Here is a 17,129-nt window from a genome sequence, read left to right as displayed (position 1 = left end):
ATTTACCTATGCGCAAGTGAGAACCATTGAAATCTGTCCCCGCGGTTTTATAGTGTGTCTATAGAACGTTGCTGGAAGGACCAGGAAGGACCCGGATGCGTGCATTCGGGTTTTTTTGTCCCTGAAATTCGAAAAGTGTGGAGGCGCGGTGTCGGCAGAGCCTACGGTTGAAGGTCTTGCCCAGGAGCTCAGTACCTACCTGGATACCAATCGCATCAATCAGGTGCGACGGGCCTACTATTACGCCGAACAGGCTCACGAAGGGCAGATGCGCAAGAGCGGGGACCGCTACATTACCCATCCCCTGGCGGTTGCCCGTATCCTCGCCGAACTGAAGCTGGACCATCAGAGCCTGATGGCGGCCATGCTCCACGATGTCATTGAAGACACCGGTATTCCCAAGGACGCCCTGGCCGAGCAGTTTGGCGAGGACGTGGCGGAGCTGGTGGATGGCGTCAGCAAACTGACCCAGATCGAATTCCGCTCCCGGGCCGAAGCCCAGGCGGAGAACTTCCAGAAAATGACCCTGGCCATGGCCAGGGATATCCGCGTGATTCTGGTGAAGCTGGCGGACCGGCTGCACAACATGCGCACCCTCGGGCCAATGCCCTACGAAAAGCGCCAGCGCATAGCCACCGAAACCCTCGATATCTATGCCCCGATTGCCAATCGCCTGGGCATGCACTCCATCTGCACCGAGCTTGAGGATCTGGGCTTCTCGTCCCTGTATCCGATGCGGGCCAAATATATCTCCAAGGCGGTGAACAAGCTGCGGGGCAGCCACCGGGAAATCATCGAGGAGATTCGCGGCAGGCTGCAGGAAAAGCTGGAAGAAAGGGGATTGCCGGGTCGGATTCTCGGGCGCGAGAAGCACCTGAACAGCATCTACAACAAGATGAAGTTCAAGCACAAATCCTTCCATGAAATCATGGATGTGTACGCTTTCCGCATCATTACTGACACCGAGGACGACTGTTATCGCATCCTCGGGGCAGTGCACAGCCTGTACAAGCCGCTGCCGGGTCGTTTCAAGGACTACATTGCCATGCCCAAGGCCAATGGCTACCAGTCTCTGCACACCACCCTGTTCGGCATGCATGTGAACATCGAGATCCAGATCCGCACCGAGGAGATGGAGCACATCGCCAACAACGGTATTGCGGCTCACTGGATGTACAAGAACGAACCGTCCAATGTCACCAGCGTCAACCAGGCCAGGGTAGACCGCTGGGTGAAAGGATTGATGGAGATGCGTGAACGTGCCGATGATTCCCTGGAATTCATCGAGCACGTGAAGGTGGATCTTTTCCCCGACGAAATCTACGTGTTCACCCCCAAAGGCCGGATCATGGAGCTGCCCAGCGGTGCCACACCGGTGGACTTTGCCTATGCCATCCATACCGACATCGGCAACGCGGCAGTGGCCTGCCGGATCAACCGCAATCTTGGTTCCCTGAGCCAACCGCTGCAAAGTGGGCAGACGGTGGAGATCATCACTGCGCCGGGGGCGCGGCCGAATCCCGCGTGGCTCAGCTTCGTGGTCACCGGTAAGGCCCGCAGCAGTATCCGCCATGTCCTCAAGACCCAGAAGCGGGCGGAATCCCTGGAGCTTGGTCGCACCCTGTTGAAGAAGTCACTCAAGGGTTTTGGCACCAAACTCGCCGACATCAGCGACGGCCAGAAGCAGGCAGTGGTCAATCACAACCAGGTGAACAGTTTTGATGATCTGATCAGTGACATCGGCCTCGGTAACCGTATGGCCTACCTGGTGGCGCGACAGCTGGTCAACGGAGCCGAAGGTGCAGAGAGTGCCACAGTTGAAGCCGGGCGGCCGGCGGATCGAAGCCCGGTCACCATTCGCGGTACCGAAGGGCTGCTGGTGAAGTTCGCCAGCTGCTGCAAGCCGATTCCGGGAGATCCGGTGGTTGGTGTCATGGACTCCGGCAACGGCATGGTGATTCACTCCGACACCTGTTCCCGCCTGCCGGAAGACGACGAGGGCAGGGCGCGCCTCACCCACCTCAAGTGGGCCAAGGATATTACCGATGAGTTCTCGGTTGAGCTCCGGGTGGAGCTGGAACGCCAACGGGGTGTTATCGCGGAGCTGGCCAATGCGGTGGCCATGGCTGACGGCAACATCGAACGCATCAGCGTGGAAGACCAGAATGCCAAGTTCGGAATCGTCAGCCTGGTGGTGCATGTCAATGGCCGCCGCCACCTGGCACGGGTGATGCGCCGTATTCGCAACATCCGCGCAGTGACGCATATCAACCGTGTTCGTCACTAGGATCTCGACCAAAGGCCGGTTGACAGTTGCGGCCATGAGCGGCGAGCATTGGCGTTTTGGAAGAGAGGAATTCTGAGATCATGACCAACAAATCCGTAATCCAGACCGAAAATGCTCCCCAGGCGATCGGCACCTATTCTCAGGCGGTCAAGGCCGGGGACACAGTCTACCTTTCCGGTCAGATTCCGCTGGATCCGGCAACCATGGAAGTGGTTCCGGGGGATTTCTCCGCCAAGACCCGTCAGGTCTTCGAGAACCTCAAGGCCGTCTGTGAAGCGGCCGGTGGTGAACTCAAGGATATCGTCAAGCTCAATATCTACATGACGGATCTGGCCAATTTCGCCACCGTCAACGAGATCATGGCGACTTACTTCCAGGAGCCGTATCCGGCCCGTGCCGCCGTTGGCGTAGCGGCACTGCCGAAGGGTGTCCCGGTCGAGATGGAAGCGGTGATGGTACTCAGCTGAGGCTGTCGATCATCTCCCGGTACCCCGCCCGAAAGTCGGGGTACCGGAAGGTAAACCCGCTCTCCAACAACCGCCTGTTACTGCATCGCTTGCTCCCGGCCCTGCCTCCCTTGCGGGCATCTGCCTGAGGTGGTTTGCAGGCAATCTGCTGCCGGACCCAGTCGACCACTTCATCCAGCCTCACCGGCTCGCAATCACTGGCGATGTATACCGGTTCCAGTGTCTCTCCCGCCAGGGCCCGATCCACCAGATGAACGACTACCCGTGCCGCATCCACTTCGTGGATCCGGTTGCTGAACGGCGCTGGCGACTGGGGATTCATACGCCCCTTCATGACTTCCTCGAGGAAGCGCTGACGGCTGGGCCCGTAGATGCCGCTGAAGCGCACTATGGTCGCCGGGTGGAGGCTCTCGAGTGCGGTTTGTTCGCCGGCGATGATCTGCTGGCCGCTGAATCGTGCCGGTGTGGTCTTGCTGGTTTCATCCACCCAGCCGTCATCATCCTGGGCGTACACGCTGGTGCTGCTGACAAAGATCAGCCGCTTCAGCGGATGATTCCCGATTGCTTCAAGCAGGTTGGCCAGCCCGGTGACATAGGCGTTCCGATAGCCTTCCTCGTCGTAGCTGGAGGGGGTGAGACAATATATGACCACGTCCAGCCGGGCGGGAAGGGCGCCCGCCAGTGTTTCCGGGCGAGTCAGGTCGGCACTGATCCCGGTAACTCCTTCGGGCACCTTGCCTGCGTTCCGGCGCAGGCCGAACACCTCGGCATTCTCGAGCAAGGCGCTGGCAATACTGCCGCCGAGTTTCCCGCAGCCGGCGATCAGTATCCGCGGCAGATGCCCGTTTTCAGTGATTGCCATAGACAATTTCAATCCTTATGCTTGACCTCATAAATAAGTGAAACTTCGACCCGTACCTATCTGACCGGAGCTCACCATGACTCTTACCGAGTTACGATACGTCGTTACCCTCGCCCGCGAAAGGCATTTTGGCCGGGCTGCCGAACGATGTCATGTCAGTCAGCCGACGCTCAGTGTGGCCGTGAAGAAGCTCGAGGACGAGCTGGGTATTCCCCTGTTTGAACGGAGCAAAAGCAGTATCCGGGTGACAGAAACCGGTCAGCGCATCATCGAGCAGGCCCAGCGGGTCCTGGACCAGGTGAATGTCATCAAGGACATGGCCCAGGACGGCAAAAACCAACTGAGTTCACCGCTGAAGGTCGGTGCCATCTACACCATCGGCCCCTACCTGTTCCCGCATCTGTTACCGGAGTTGCGCCGGGCGGCACCGGACATGCCGCTGTATATCGAGGAGAACTACACAGCCAACCTGCGCCAGAAGCTGCGGCAGTCGGAGCTGGATGCGATCATCATTGCGCTGCCGTTCGAAGAGCCGGAAGTGCTGACCCTGCCGCTGTATGACGAGCCCTTTGTGGTGCTGCTCCCGGCCGGCCACCCGCTGGCCAAGAAGGAGCAGCTCACCGCCGAGGAGCTGGCAAAGGAACAGCTGTTGCTGTTGGGCCCGGGGCACTGCTTCCGGGACCAGGTGCTGGAATCCTGCCCGCCCATGGTGGAGGCTATTACCAAGCGGGTGGACAACGGGTCGCCCTCGCTGGTGACTGAGGGCAGCTCCCTGGAAACCATTCGCCACATGGTGGCCTCGGGGCTCGGGGTTACCGTGTTGCCCCTCTCCGCAGCGACGGCCATGCAGTATCATGAGGACATACTCGCTGTCCGGCCGTTTGCCCCTCCGGTGCCATTCCGGACCGTGGCTTTGGCCTGGCGGGTAACCTTCCCGAGGCCCAAGGCCATTGATGTGCTGTCCCTGGCGGCCAGTCAGTGCCGGGTGGTGGAGAAAGCAAAAACGGATAACCCGGCCGTCGCCGAATCCGCCTGAGCCCCACATGACGGCACTGGACGACATTCCCGTCACTCAGCTAAAGGGCGTTGGAAGCGCCCTGGCGGAGAAGCTCGCCAAGCTGGGCATAGAATCGCTGCAGGACCTGCTGTTTCACCTGCCTCACCGCTATGAAGATCGTACCCGGGTGGTCCCCATGGGCAACCTCCGTATCGGCGATGTGGCCGTGGTGGAAGGGGAAGTGATGAAGGCGGATCTGGTCATGGGCCGGCGCCGAAGTCTTCAGGTCACGCTCAGGGATAGTAGTGGCTTCCTGGTCATGCGTTTTTTCCACTTCAACGCCGCTCAGAAGAACCAGCTGGCCGAGGGTGCCCGGGTACGCTGTTTCGGGGAAGTCAGGCCGGGCCGGGCCGGCTACGAGTTCTATCATCCGGAATATCAGGTGAACCCACCGCCCATGCCACCGGAAGGCCAGGCAACCCTGACCCCGGTATATCCCCTTACCGAGGGCATCCAGCAGCCAAGGGTGAGAAATCTCTGTCAGCAGGCATTGACCTACCTGGACCGGTTTCCCATTCGGGACTGGCTGCCAGCAGGGCTCCTAGCGGATTACCAGCTGCCGGGCATCACCGAGGCGGTGAGGCTGGTCCATGCACCACCGGCGAACGCGCCTGTCCATCTGCTGATGGAGGGCAAGCATCCGGCCCAGCAACGCCTGGTGATGGAAGAATTGCTGGCGCACCAGCTCAGTCTTTTGCAGGTGCGCGAACAGATCCAGACGCGGGAGGCATTGCCGCTTCTGCCAACCGGGGATCTTGCCGCACGCTTTCTCGACAGCCTCCCGTTTGCCCTGACCGGGGCCCAGAAGCATGTCGTCAGTGACATTCGCCAGGACCTGAGTCAGCCCATCCCGATGCTCAGATTGGTCCAGGGTGACGTCGGTTCCGGTAAGACCGTGGTGGCGGCCCTGGCGGCCTTGCAGACAATCGGTGCCGGCGCGCAGGTGGCGTTGATGGCGCCCACTGAGATACTGGCCGAGCAGCATTACCAGAATTTCCGTGGCTGGCTGGAGCCCTTGGGTATCCGGTTGGCCTGGCTCTCCGGGAAGGTCAAGGGCAAGGCGAGGCAGGAAGCGCTTGATGCCGTAAGCTCCGGCGATGCTCCCGTGGTGATTGGCACCCATGCGCTGTTCCAGGAAGACGTCCGGTTTGACCGGTTGGCACTGGTGATTGTCGATGAGCAGCATCGGTTCGGCGTTCACCAGCGTCTGGCGTTGCGGGAAAAGGGCGTCGGCGGTTCCCTCGCACCCCATCAGCTGATCATGACCGCGACGCCCATTCCCCGTACCCTGGCCATGAGTGCCTATGCGGACCTTGATACCTCGGTGATTGACGAGTTGCCACCGGGGCGCAAACCTATTGAAACTATTGTGATTTCCGATAGCCGGCGCGATGATGTGATTGAGCGGGTGCGCAGCGCCTGCCGGGATGGCCGCCAAGCCTACTGGGTCTGCACGCTGATTGAGGAATCCGAAGCGCTGCAATGCCAGGCGGCGGAAGTGACGGCGCAGGAACTTTCCGAGCGGCTGCCGGGATTGCAGGTCGGCCTGGTCCACGGCCGGCTGAAAGCCCGGGAGAAAGCCGAGGTGATGGAGCGCTTCAAGGCCGGTGAGCTGGATCTGCTGGTGGCCACCACGGTGATTGAAGTGGGGGTGGATGTGCCCAATGCCTCGCTCATCATCATCGAGAATCCGGAACGTCTCGGCCTGGCCCAGCTGCACCAGTTACGGGGTCGGGTCGGGCGTGGTCAGCAGGCCAGTTTCTGTGTGTTGCTCTACCATCCGCCCCTGTCGTCCAATGGCAAGGCAAGGCTGCAGGCGCTGCGGGACAGTCAGGATGGCTTCGTGATCGCAGAGAAAGATCTTGAGATCCGTGGCCCCGGGGAGGTCCTGGGAACACGACAAACGGGCATGATGCAATTCCGGCTCGCCGACTTTGAAAGGGACAAGGGCTGGATTGAGCCGGTCAGGGAAATGGCTCCGTCGCTGATGAAGCACGCTGACGTTGTCAATGGATTGATTCGCCGCTGGCTCGGCGAACGCATCCGGTATGGCGACGTCTGAACCAGGGAGATCTTTATGGAACTACCCCTCGCGGTGCGGCAGGCTCTCGGAGATTCTGCCCAACGCGTGTCACTGACGACTGTCCGCCAGGCCGATTCACGATCGGCACTGCGGATGCTGTTGCTCAGTGACGAACAGGGCAGCCTGCAGGTCATCTGTCGCAAGCATGATCTGATCGACCTCGAGCAGCTTAACCAGCAGCTAGGCCGTGACTTCCGGCTTATGGAGCTTCCGGAGCAGCGGCGCATCAGGGAGCGGACCGGGCTTTCCGATCTGCCTGCGCTGCCGTCCCTGACCGAGCTTCCGACGGTCGTGGATTTCCGGGTCCGTGACCTGGAGACTGTTGTACTGGAGCTGGCCGGCGATAACCTGGCCATTGTGATGGCGGCCAGTGACTTCCGGCCCCTGGCGGAAGCAGCCTGGCACTGTTCCTTTGCGGTGGATCCTGCCCTGATTCCTTCGCCCGGAAAAAAATCCACCGGTGGCGCGGAGCAGTTTCACTCCAGCATCAAGAAGTTTACTGCCCTGAGAATCCAGCAGCGCCTGGAGGACACCCTCGAGTTGCCCCCGATGCCGGAAACGGCCCAGCGTATCGTGCACCTGCGGGTAGACCCCAATGCCGTGATGGGCGACCTGGTGGATGTGGTCGAGAGTGACCCAAGCCTGGCGGCCCAGGTGGTCAGCTGGGCTTCCTCCTCGTTCTATGGTGCGGCCGGCCATGTCCGGTCAGTCCATGATGCGGTCTCCCGGGTGCTGGGCTTTGACCTGGTCATGAACCTGGCTATGGGACTGTCCATGGGGCGGGGGCTCAAGCAGTCCACCGATGGCTCCGAGAATTACACCGGCTATTGGCGGCGGGCACTCTGGCAGGCACAGTCAGCCGGCGTCCTGGCCAGCATGATGCCCCGTGGCACACGCCCCACCTTTGGCCTGGCCTATCTGGCCGGCCTGCTTCACAACTTCGGAGAGCTGGCGCTGGCCCAGATTTTCCCACCCCACCACCGACTGGTTTCCCGGGCCCAGGAAGTAAATCCCCACTTTGATCCTTCGGTCATCGAGTATTACCTGCTGGGCATCAGCCGGAATGATGTCGCGGCCCGGTTGATGGAGAGCTGGGGGATGCCGGAGGAGGTGATCCTGGCGATCCGGCACCAGAACGATCGTCTCTACCAGGGGCCACACCGGGTTTACCCGAAACTACTCTGGCTCTGCCAACAGCAGCTGGCAGCATTGGGGGTTACCGGCAGAGCTGCCGAGGAGATTCCCGAGGCTTTCTACGACGAGCTGGGCCTGCAACCGGATCGTGTTATCAAACAGTTCCAGGAGCTGTCGAAGGGTAAAGACAGCATCCTTGCCGTGACCGGGAATTCTGATACACCGCCGCCCGGCCTTTGACCACAAAAAAAAGCCGGCCCAATGGCCGGCAAGCTCACCCGCTTTTTGCAGAGTCGTCCTAACTTATCAGGAGAAAACAACGTAGGGTGTTACCGCCGCAGATTCTGGCACCACCCTGTCTTTAACTTAGATCAGGAAGACAAAAAGAAAAGTCAACAGATCGGAAGGGGAAGGAGTGAGTCTCGCGTCAGTTTAATGGGTTTTCAGAACCTATTGATTTGCTTTACTAAACTTTCGGGTTATCCACTTCCTGTGTTACAAACTGTTACAAAAATGAGGTCTGACCAGTTCAAGGTTTGACTGACTAGTCGAACTGGTGGTGACGAATTGCGGTTGCCGCCCGGCGGATTTCGTCGGCATGGGTCTCTTCGACTTCGAAGCGCTCTTTATCCATTTTTTCGACGAACCGGGTTTCGGTTGCCTGCCGGGCCCGATGCGTGGGCATGTGTTCCAGTTTCTCGTGGACGGTCCGGAAAACCCGGAACGGGGCCTCCTCCAGCAAATGCGGAGCCACGTGGTCCAGCAGGCCCTTGATACGCAGGCAGGCCTCGGAGTACTCAATCTGGTCCTCCTCAACCGCCATGGCGATCACCCGGATACTGCCGATCATGTCCTCACGGCGCTTTGTCTGAAACGCCTCGGCTTTCTGCTGGCGTTTGCGTCCCTCGGCGAGCAGCTTCGTCTGCTTGCGGATAAACCAGAGCAAACAGGCTATGGCAACCAGGCCGGCACTTATCAGGGTCCACTGCAGCCAGAGGGGCATGACATCTCCTTTCTCGATCAGGCAGAATGGCGTTGCTTTCCGGAACGCCAGACTCTGACAGTTACTGACTGGCCATTCAATACAGAAGTTCCGGACAACTGGTCTATCTGGTTGTCCTCGAGCACATCATTGATCGATGCGCCGGCATGGGAGTTTGCCACCGAGAGCCCGGTGCCCTGACGATCATGGCCCCAGCCATGGGGTATGGACGCCACCCCCGGCATGATGTCCGGGGTAATCTCCACGGGCAGCACGATGGTCTGATCGGCGCCCTGGACCTCGGCAGATTCCCCGGCCTGAAGGTCAAGGCGTGCGGCATCATCCGGATGCAGCATCAGTGTGCAACGATCCTTGCCTTTGACGAGTCGGCGACTGTTGTGCATCCAGGAGTTGTTGCTGCGCACGTGCCGGCGACCGATCAGGCAAAGCTGATTATCCGGCTCAGACACCAGATGCTTGTGAAGGCGGCCGAGATCCTGCAGGTAGCGCCGGGGCGCAAGGTGGATGAGTCCGTCCCGGGTGAACAGCCGATCCGGCAGGGATGGCTGGAGCGGACCGAGATCCACTCCATGGGGATTGTCCCTGAGTGCCGAAAGGGAGAGGCCCTTGGGCAGTGCATTCCACTGCCGGTTAACCGGACTCAGCCGCGCCAGACCCCGCAGCGGGTGTCGCTCGGGCAGAATGTCCATCACCAGATCAACGGCAGGCTGGAGGAGCTTCCTGGCCGGACCGGTATCGGCGCCATAGGGACCGGAGCGCAGCAGCAGATCCAGGATCGGGTCCGGGCCGATCTGCTTGAACGCGCGCCAGCCCAGTTCCGATCGCAGGGGCAAGCGGCCGCCTTTGCGCTGCTGCTCCAGACGGTGGGCCAGTTCCAGGAGAATCTGCCAGTCGTGCTTCGCATCTTCCCGGGGCTCGAACAGGGCCTCGCTGTATTTGGCGTAATTACGCACCGCAAACATGCTGAAGATCAGGTCGTAATGACTGCGCTCCAGCGCGGCAGTGGGCGGCAGGATGACATCGGCATGGCGGGTGGTTTCGTTCAGGTAATAGTCCACCGAGACCATGAAATCCAGCTTCTCGAACGCCTGCTCGAGCCGTCGACCATTGGGGCTGGACAGCACCGGATTGCCGGCCACCGTCACAAAGGCCCGGATCTGGCCGTCGCCCGGCGTCAGGATTTCGTCCGCCATGGTACTGGCGGGATATTCACCGGCAAATTCGGGAAGGTCGCGGACCCGGCTGCGGCGCTTGTCGAAATGCCCGTTCTGGCCGCTCATGGCTCCCAGCGCCACCAGATCTATAGCCGGTTGGGTGAACAGTACCCCACCCACCGTGTCCAGCTTGCCGGTCAGGATGTTCAGGCAATAGGCGAGCCACGTGGCGAGGCCACCGAAGGCCTGGGTGCTGGTGCCCATCCTCGAATACAGGGCGGCCTTGCGGGTAGAGGCGAGTTGGCGGGCCAGGTCACGGATCGTCTCGGCTTCGATGCCCGTGTGGCCGCTCACTGCTTCCGGTGTGTAGGGAACTGCAGCCAGCTGCAGCAACTCCAGATCCTTGACCAGGCGCTCCGCAGGGCCCGGATCCACCAGATTCTCCTCGAACAGGGTATTCACCATGGCCATCAGCAGCAGGGCATCGTTGCCCGGCCGGATGAAGTGGAATTCATCGGCCAGCTTCGCGGTTTCCGTGCGCCGGGGGTCGATCACCACCAGTTTGCCACCGCGCCGTTTCAGGGCTTTCAGCCGACCCCGGACATCCGGCACCGTCATCAGGCTGCCATTGGAGGCCATGGGATTGGCGCCGATACAGATGAACAGGTCGGTGTTGTCGATATCGGGAATGGGGAACAGGATCTGGTGCCCGAACATCTCCAGGCTGGCGAGCATATGGGGCAGCTGGTCATTGGACGTGGCGGAAAAACGGTTCTGGCTGCCTATGGCACGCAGGAACGGCATGGTCGCAACCAGCGACCCATGATTGTGGACATTAGGATTGCCCAGGTAGACCCCGATGCTGTTGCGGCCGTGTTCCTTCCGGGTCTGGTCCAGTCGCCGGGCGACCAGGTCGAAAGCCTCGTCCCACCCGATCTTCTGCCAGCCGCTCGCGGTCTTGCGCATGGGCTGGCGCAGCCGCTCCGGGTCCTCATGGAGATCCTGCAAGGCAACGGCTTTCGGGCAGATATGGCCCTTGCTCAGGGGATCGTTCTCATCGCCCTTGATGGAAGCAATGTGGCCATCCTTCACCTCAATGGCCACGCCGCACATGGCCTCGCAAAGGTGACAGGTGCGGTAATGAGTGCCGTTGTCCATGGAATCTCCCGGGAATTGTTTTTATGGCAGCAGGTTTCGTTGTGCAACCAGATTATCAGGTTTGGCGGGGGAGGGGAAAAGTCAGGATGGGACAAGGGTATAAAAAAGGCCAGTCCGGAGACTGGCCCAAGGCGGAGACATCTCAGGTTATTGCTTGGCCGGGATCTCCTTGATCGGGTTGGAGATGAAGTTCAGATATACGCCTTGCTCGGGGATTTGAAGTGGAATCTTCACTGCCCCCGACGATTCTGTCGTGCCACTCAGGAGCTCCTCACAAGCTGTGGTATCTCCGGTTAGCAGGCCACCGAGGCAGCTCGCAAAGTCTATAGTTCCGCCCAGGATGGCGTTGTCTGTTGTGACCAGAACGTCCAGCTCAGGAACATTCGTATTACGTTGCTCGATCTGCATGCGGCCGTCATCAAAGAAAGTTATTGGGCCTTTGAGTTCCAAGGAGAACGGATAGCTGTATAGGTTGTGCCTCAGGGCACCCTCCAAAGGCACGGTCAGGTCCGGTGCATCCAACGTAAGATCCGCAGTGGCCATGAAAGTGGGACGGCCGTCCGGCCCTTCAGTGATTACACCTTCAACCAATCCGAGTGGATTGTCCTCGGTCGGCTCACCATAAGTCATGCGTAGAATCTGCGGTCCAGTCCGCTGCTCACCGAGACCATCAAGGAAGACGCTGGCATTGGTGGTCATCAACAACGTGGGATAGAGGAGTACTCGAACGCCAGCCGGTTGGCCTTCTGAATCCAATACTGGGCCAACTACCTCGGTGTCCAGGCCATAAGTCTGATAAATAAACTTGTTCTCCTCGCAATCCTCACCAGCGTCACAGCCGACTTGCGCACCAGCTCCCTCAACTCCCAAAACCGTGGCGGTCTGGTTAACGACCGTTAGTTTTGCGGCATTCGCAGAAGGCTTGAAACCCCCGTTTCCATCCGTCTCATGATCGAATGGTTCGAGGCATTCCTTGCCGCCGGGAGTTCCGCAGTCCACCACATAATTGGAGTTAGTGTCGCGGACGGGCAGATTTCTTAACGGCGTGAATACACTTTGAACAGATTCGGTGCCAGTGAAATAGATCGAGAGGTTTGGTCCACCGGGACCCGCGCCCTGGCCCATCAGCAAATCTGTATCCAAGGGCAGTCCCTTGCTGGAGCATATGAGGTCCCCGGTTGCGCAGTCGCCACCCGGAGCGGACGTCATCGTATAACGATAAGTTGCGCCTACTTCCCAGTTGGAATCGGGGAAGAATCTCAGCCTTTGATTGCCAAGCTCCAAACGTCCCGGCACTGCAACTTCAGTTCCAACATCTCCGGGCGCTGAGGGATCGGCAATTTTTTCGACAATGAAGGTTGAGCTACTGATGGTAGTCAGATCCATGGATTGGGAAAATTTGACTACTATCGGCCGATCCTTTGGCAGTGTGGTCACCGGCAACTGATCGCGTTCCAATTCTGAGGAATACCCGGCGGGCGCATCATCTACGCAGATACCATGACTTCCGTTGACCAGGTCAACTCCCTCGGTGACGCATGGGAAGCCGGGGTAGGTTGTCAGGGCAAACGGCGACGTGAATGCTGTGGTTCCATTTTCATTTTCAATGGCGGGCAGAGCAAATTTCAGGGACTGGCTGGTAGCCGGATTGCCTGCAATATCGGTAAGACCACCACTGATATCCAGAGAATAATCCACTCCGTGCTCAAGACCGTCGACCGGGTTGATGACGACTGCTGTGCCATCAACAAAGGCTTCAAGCGTACCATCGCCAAGGGTAAGTGGAATGCCGCCTTCATCCAGCGTCAAGCCGGCCCCGAGCGTTTCGGGATCGATAGGCTCATTGAAGTTCAGAACGATCGGATCACCCGGGCGCTGCATCTGGTCACGATCACCCGGAATGGCCGAATCCGGTCCCGGCATCCAACTTACTAGGGTCGGGCTGGTAGTGTCGGGTTCCCAGAGGTCTTCGGCATCCAGCGCGGAATCGGCGTCAGTAGCTGCCTCGATACGGAAGGCAATGGTTGAGTCGGTGAATTCCTGGCCCAGCAGGTTGGGTTCAACAACACCGATGGCGTCGATTTGCAGCACGCCATCCTCAACCAGGGCAATCCCACTGAGTTCCACGCCAAGCAGGTTCTGGGAGAGGGACGCGTTCGGCTGCGCCTCCTCGGTGTTCATGGCTACGTCCATGAACAGCTTTACATGGCGCGGAGCGTTGAGGTCATCGGTGTAGGGGTTCGGCAGCAGGTAACCACTGGCATCAGAGAGCATGGTGACCTTGATGTTGCCGGTTTGCTGAATGTCGCCGGTTTCCGGATTGATGATCGGTACCCGGCCATTGATCTTGACGTCCAGGCTGCTGCTGTTCAGCACGCTGCTTCTTGGAACCCGGAGCGGCAGCGGCTCGTCTGCCTCGAAAGCGGGAGCATAGGCAAGCTCGGCAAAGAGTCCGCCGGTTTGTTGTGACGGCCCCGCAGTACCCTGAAGCACAGAATTCAGAGTAACACCGTTGATAATCTGGCCGTTGAGTATGGAAACCTGAGGCTTCTGGCCTTCGAGCAGGCCCGAGCCGATAACTTCCTGGAACAGAACCACGGTCGGTCCGGTCTCACGTGCCGTGAAGCTCTTTTCGAAATCCAGCCTGGCGTCGGGATTCGTCAGGCTGGGCAGTCCTGAGATCTTAACCGTGTAGCTGGCACCGGAAGCGAGTTCGTCGGCTTTTGTGCCGCACCGGGCCGGATCCTCGGTCAGGCAGGGATCGATCGTAATCCGGCGCTGGTCAACGATGACGCTGGCCGGTACCGGGTTACCACTGCTGTCTTCCAGCCGAATAGTGCCTCCCATTACCTTCCACTGCGGATGGATCGGTTGCGTCAGTACCAACCGGAAACTGGAGAAATCCATCGGCCGAAATTCGCCCTCGGGCGAAGGAATCATCCGGGCAACGTCAAATTCCGAGGCCAGGTTGTCCAGCCCGGCAATGCCGGTGAACCCGCCCCGAGTATCGAACTGGATGCCTTCCGGCCCCTCGGCGTTCGGAGTGCCAATGGGCGTTGAGTTGGCGGTGGCGAGGGGTTCTGCGAAGGTGACGGAATACTCGGTACCAGTGGTGAGGTCAGCGACAGGCTCAAGTTTCAGGCTGCGACCGCCATCCACCTTTTTAACCTCGTAGTCGATGTTATTGGTGCCGTCAGTCACCACGATCTTGTTCCGGATATCCGCTTCTTCCTCGCTGATGGCATGGGAGAACCGGACGACAATGTCGGATGTTGGGCTGATACCGGTCTGGCCATCGGCCGGGTAGGAGTAAATCACTGACCCCGCCGGGACTTCCGCTTTCATCGTCTGTTCCTCACCCCCACAGGCGGCCAGCAAAATGGCGGGGACGAGTGCCAGTGTCTTGTTGTACTTCATGGCTGATCCTCTCCTCAGAACTTCAGGGTGATGGAGCCGCTGACCACGTGGACATCGCCATCGGCGGTCACGTCGGTCTCGTTGCCGTCGTAATCCACCAGGGTGAAATCACGCTCCTGCAGCTGCTGGTACTGGTAGCCCAGGTCCAGCCGGACCGGGTAGGCCAGCAGGCGGGTGCGGTCGTAGGTGGCGCTGATGCCGAGGCCGATCACGATCTTGTCGGTGTCGAGGTAGTTGATCTCGGGATTGCGGGTGGATTTGAGGGGGGATTCCTCGTAGGCGACCCCGCCGCGCAGGGCGAAGTTCTTGTTGAGCTGGTACTCGCCGCCGATACGCGGAATCAGGATGTCGTCAAACTCAATCCGGCTGGCCGCCGGCACCGAACCCTGGTCCTTGATGCTGTCGTCGGCGAATTCCTCTTCCAGCTCGGACCAGTTCTGTTGCTCGATGCTGCCGCCGACGCGCCAGTTCTCGCCCTGGTACTGGGTGCCGATGCCGTAGGTTTCCGGCTGGAAGGAATCAATGGTGGACACCGCAAGGCTCAGGCCCGGCTCCGGAATCGTCTGGGTGACGACGATGTTGGAATCAATCGTGGTCGAGGCAGAGGACTTGGTCCGGTAGATAAGCGCGGATTCCCAGCCATCCAGGAAACAGTCGCTCTCCGGGCAGAAGGTGCTGCCCAGGTCGATATTTGTGCCCAGAATCGTCTTCATCGCCGGCTCGGCGTTGACCGAGAGCCGCTCCCGGCTGGTCTCGCCACCCAGGGTAGAGACGGCATCCAGGTTGGCAGTCGCATCCAGGGTCACCCGAACCGATGCCCCGGCAGAGATCCCACGCCAGATTGGTGTGGCGCCGCCGATATTCAGGAACAGCGGCTCCTTGCCGTACTGCAGGAACTGGCCCGTTTCGGTGGTTTCAGAGCTGAACGCCAGCATTTCCTTGCCGTACTTCTCCACGCCGGCAATGAAACCGAGATAGATCGGATGATCAAAGCGGGTCAGGGAGCCCAGATTCGTCTTCATGCCGATCAGCACATGCTGGCTCGGGGAATTGGAGAGGACATCGCCGTCCGCGTTGGGATTGGCGGAACGCAGCTCCTGTTCCGCATGCAGGATGCCCGCCGTCAGTTCACCGCGGGTGTCCTTGGTCAGGTACGCCGGGTTGTAGTAGGTGGCGGACACCTGGTCGTTGAACATGGAGAGGGACTGGGCGGTGGCAACGTCAACCGGCATTACACCGTAGGTAGTGCCGAGGTTGCCCATGCTGGCAGTGGCGGACAGTGAAACGCCTGCGGAAACCGCAGCAACTGCAAGGGACATGGCCCGTACTGAAAACCGGGGGGTGGTTACCATTGATACACTCCGTTATCTCGTTGTTTTTGTCCGTGCGCCGGTGCTTCCTGAAGGTGGCGCCACGTTGGTTCAGGGTTGCAGTGTATGTGGCTTGTCTTTTCGGGACTTTGGCTTTTTTGACACAGATCATTGTCTGTAGAACCACGTATATGCTTGGAGGGCGTAAAATTGCCGCCACTACAAGCTCTTACCAGTGTTTGGTCGATTGTTAAATCTTCAATTGTCACGGAATGTAAGGGGCCGTGACGCGATGTCGAAAAATTTTACGACTTACTCCGAAGAGGCTTTTCTCTCCACTCGTAACCAGCTGGCAAATATGGGTTTTTTCTTTTTGGCTCGCCTCTTGCTGATATCTGAAGAGAAAGTGGCTGTGCAGTTCTTGGTGGTGGAGGAGTTGATCCCTCTATCGGGACTGCATGTGGTAAAACGGAGGGAAGTAATATGAAATTCAAAGGAAGGTTCTTGCCATCACTGCTTGCTGCGGGGTGCCTTGCGGGTGCCGGCGCGGCTCAGGCAGGGATGATTACGTATGATACTTGGCTGCCGGATGATGGAGCCGTCGGAAATTACATCTTTACTGTAGAGCATGATGAAGTAGGGGGGCGGTTTAACTACAACCTGACAGTGGATCCCTGGAATGCCGACCCGCTTGGTCTTTTCATTGATCTCGGAGATAACACTGTCGGCGATGTAGATCTGATTCAGGATTCGGGTGGTGTCGAATTATACGCTACCAATACTTCGGATGATTCCTGCGATACAGGTTGTAATTTAAACGGAGGCCCGGGAGGGAGTCTTATTGTTCCTGATGAACCTAACGGGCTATGGGAACTGGTCTTTCGACTGGGTGAAACAGGTGGCGCCGATTTACAACAAACGTTCAGCTGGAGCACCGCTGACTTCGAGTTGGGTTTGAGTGATTTTGGTTTGGTTGCAATACGCTCCCAAGTTCTGTGCACAGGCGACGATCTCCTTCCCGGCGATGCCGATGATTGTGAAGGCAGCGACAAGTCATATAGCGGTACAACAACGGTATCCGTACCTGAACCAGGGACGCTTGGATTGCTAGGATTGGGGCTTCTTGCTTTAGCAATTCGTAGAGTTAAAGCCAGTTGACCGCCAGATAAGTTGATAGGAAAGGTAAAATAGAGAAAG

At 59.1% G+C, this 17,129-nt stretch carries 11 protein-coding genes; 6 read left to right on the top strand and 5 right to left on the bottom strand.

Annotated features, from left to right (window positions below):
* The first annotated feature begins 148 nt into the window (after window positions 1-148).
* Both DET50_RS14605 and DET50_RS14600 read left to right on the top strand, forming a co-directional pair.
* Window positions 149-2,287 (top strand): RelA/SpoT family protein, encoded by a 2,139-nt coding sequence (locus DET50_RS14605; protein ID WP_113863569.1) that lies wholly within the window; start codon window positions 149-151, stop codon window positions 2,285-2,287.
* Between the two features lie 80 nt (window positions 2,288-2,367).
* Entirely contained in the window at window positions 2,368-2,754 is a 387-nt protein-coding gene (locus DET50_RS14600; protein ID WP_113863558.1) for a RidA family protein, read from the top strand.
* On the opposite strand, the gene DET50_RS14595 is transcribed toward DET50_RS14600, so the two are convergent.
* Window positions 2,747-3,616 carry an NAD-dependent epimerase/dehydratase family protein gene (locus DET50_RS14595; protein WP_113863557.1) on the bottom strand — a complete coding sequence of 290 codons (870 nt, stop codon included), beginning with the start codon at window positions 3,614-3,616 and terminating at the stop codon, window positions 2,747-2,749. The two genes, DET50_RS14600 and DET50_RS14595, sit on opposite strands and share 8 nt — an antisense overlap.
* A gap of 76 nt (window positions 3,617-3,692) precedes the next feature.
* Here DET50_RS14595 and DET50_RS14590 point away from each other — a divergent pair, with 76 nt between their 5' ends.
* Genes DET50_RS14590 through DET50_RS14580 form a run of 3 tightly spaced genes read left to right on the top strand, consistent with a single transcriptional unit; the run spans window position 3,693 to window position 8,130 of the window.
* Window positions 3,693-4,652, top strand: a complete 960-nt coding sequence (locus DET50_RS14590; RefSeq protein ID WP_091997333.1) for a hydrogen peroxide-inducible genes activator — start codon at window positions 3,693-3,695, stop codon at window positions 4,650-4,652.
* Between the two features lie 7 nt (window positions 4,653-4,659).
* On the top strand, window positions 4,660-6,735 hold the full coding sequence (gene recG, locus DET50_RS14585) for an ATP-dependent DNA helicase RecG (protein WP_113863556.1): 2,076 nt from the start codon (window positions 4,660-4,662) through the stop codon (window positions 6,733-6,735).
* A gap of 15 nt (window positions 6,736-6,750) precedes the next feature.
* Window positions 6,751-8,130 carry an aminoacyl-tRNA deacylase and HDOD domain-containing protein gene (locus DET50_RS14580; RefSeq protein WP_113863555.1) on the top strand — a complete coding sequence of 460 codons (1,380 nt, stop codon included), beginning with the start codon at window positions 6,751-6,753 and terminating at the stop codon, window positions 8,128-8,130.
* Window positions 8,131-8,434: 304 nt separating this feature from the next.
* On the opposite strand, the gene DET50_RS14575 is transcribed toward DET50_RS14580, so the two are convergent.
* The 4 genes from DET50_RS14575 to aupA form a co-directional block, all read right to left on the bottom strand.
* On the bottom strand, window positions 8,435-8,893 hold the full coding sequence (locus DET50_RS14575; RefSeq protein ID WP_113863554.1) for a DUF2489 domain-containing protein: 459 nt from the start codon (window positions 8,891-8,893) through the stop codon (window positions 8,435-8,437).
* A 17-nt stretch (window positions 8,894-8,910) separates the two neighbouring features.
* A complete protein-coding gene (locus DET50_RS14570) occupies window positions 8,911-11,205 on the bottom strand; it encodes a molybdopterin-dependent oxidoreductase (RefSeq protein ID WP_113863553.1) in 2,295 nt (764 codons plus the stop codon).
* A gap of 147 nt (window positions 11,206-11,352) precedes the next feature.
* On the bottom strand, window positions 11,353-14,622 hold the full coding sequence (locus DET50_RS14565; protein WP_113863552.1) for an Ig-like domain-containing domain: 3,270 nt from the start codon (window positions 14,620-14,622) through the stop codon (window positions 11,353-11,355).
* A 14-nt stretch (window positions 14,623-14,636) separates the two neighbouring features.
* Complete coding sequence (gene aupA, locus DET50_RS14560; protein ID WP_113863551.1) at window positions 14,637-15,974, bottom strand: alkane uptake protein AupA; 1,338 nt, start codon at window positions 15,972-15,974, stop codon at window positions 14,637-14,639.
* A 441-nt stretch (window positions 15,975-16,415) separates the two neighbouring features.
* Between aupA and DET50_RS19640 the strand changes: the two genes are divergently transcribed.
* Window positions 16,416-17,090, top strand: a complete 675-nt coding sequence (locus tag DET50_RS19640; protein ID WP_258546137.1) for a PEP-CTERM sorting domain-containing protein — start codon at window positions 16,416-16,418, stop codon at window positions 17,088-17,090.
* Window positions 17,091-17,129: the final 39 nt, after the last annotated feature.

The organism is Marinobacter pelagius, assembly GCF_003315345.1.
Lineage (GTDB): Bacteria > Pseudomonadota > Gammaproteobacteria > Pseudomonadales > Oleiphilaceae > Marinobacter > Marinobacter pelagius_A.
The sequence above is the reverse complement of the archived record's forward strand: the minus strand, read 5'-3'. Positions and strand labels throughout refer to the sequence as shown.

Excerpts from the sequence above, each read along its gene's own strand:
- DET50_RS19640 (WP_258546137.1), top strand. The coding sequence starts at position 16,416 with ATGAAATTCAAAGGAAGGTTCTTGCCATCACTGCTTGCTGCGGGGTGC.
- DET50_RS14580 (WP_113863555.1), top strand. The coding sequence starts at position 6,751 with ATGGAACTACCCCTCGCGGTGCGGCAGGCTCTCGGAGATTCTGCCCAA.
- DET50_RS14565 (WP_113863552.1), bottom strand. The coding sequence starts at position 14,622 with ATGAAGTACAACAAGACACTGGCACTCGTCCCCGCCATTTTGCTGGCC.
- recG (WP_113863556.1), top strand. The coding sequence starts at position 4,660 with ATGACGGCACTGGACGACATTCCCGTCACTCAGCTAAAGGGCGTTGGA.
- DET50_RS14600 (WP_113863558.1), top strand. The coding sequence starts at position 2,368 with ATGACCAACAAATCCGTAATCCAGACCGAAAATGCTCCCCAGGCGATC.
- DET50_RS14590 (WP_091997333.1), top strand. The coding sequence starts at position 3,693 with ATGACTCTTACCGAGTTACGATACGTCGTTACCCTCGCCCGCGAAAGG.
- aupA (WP_113863551.1), bottom strand. The coding sequence starts at position 15,974 with ATGGTAACCACCCCCCGGTTTTCAGTACGGGCCATGTCCCTTGCAGTT.
- DET50_RS14595 (WP_113863557.1), bottom strand. The coding sequence starts at position 3,616 with ATGGCAATCACTGAAAACGGGCATCTGCCGCGGATACTGATCGCCGGC.
- DET50_RS14570 (WP_113863553.1), bottom strand. The coding sequence starts at position 11,205 with ATGGACAACGGCACTCATTACCGCACCTGTCACCTTTGCGAGGCCATG.
- DET50_RS14575 (WP_113863554.1), bottom strand. The coding sequence starts at position 8,893 with ATGCCCCTCTGGCTGCAGTGGACCCTGATAAGTGCCGGCCTGGTTGCC.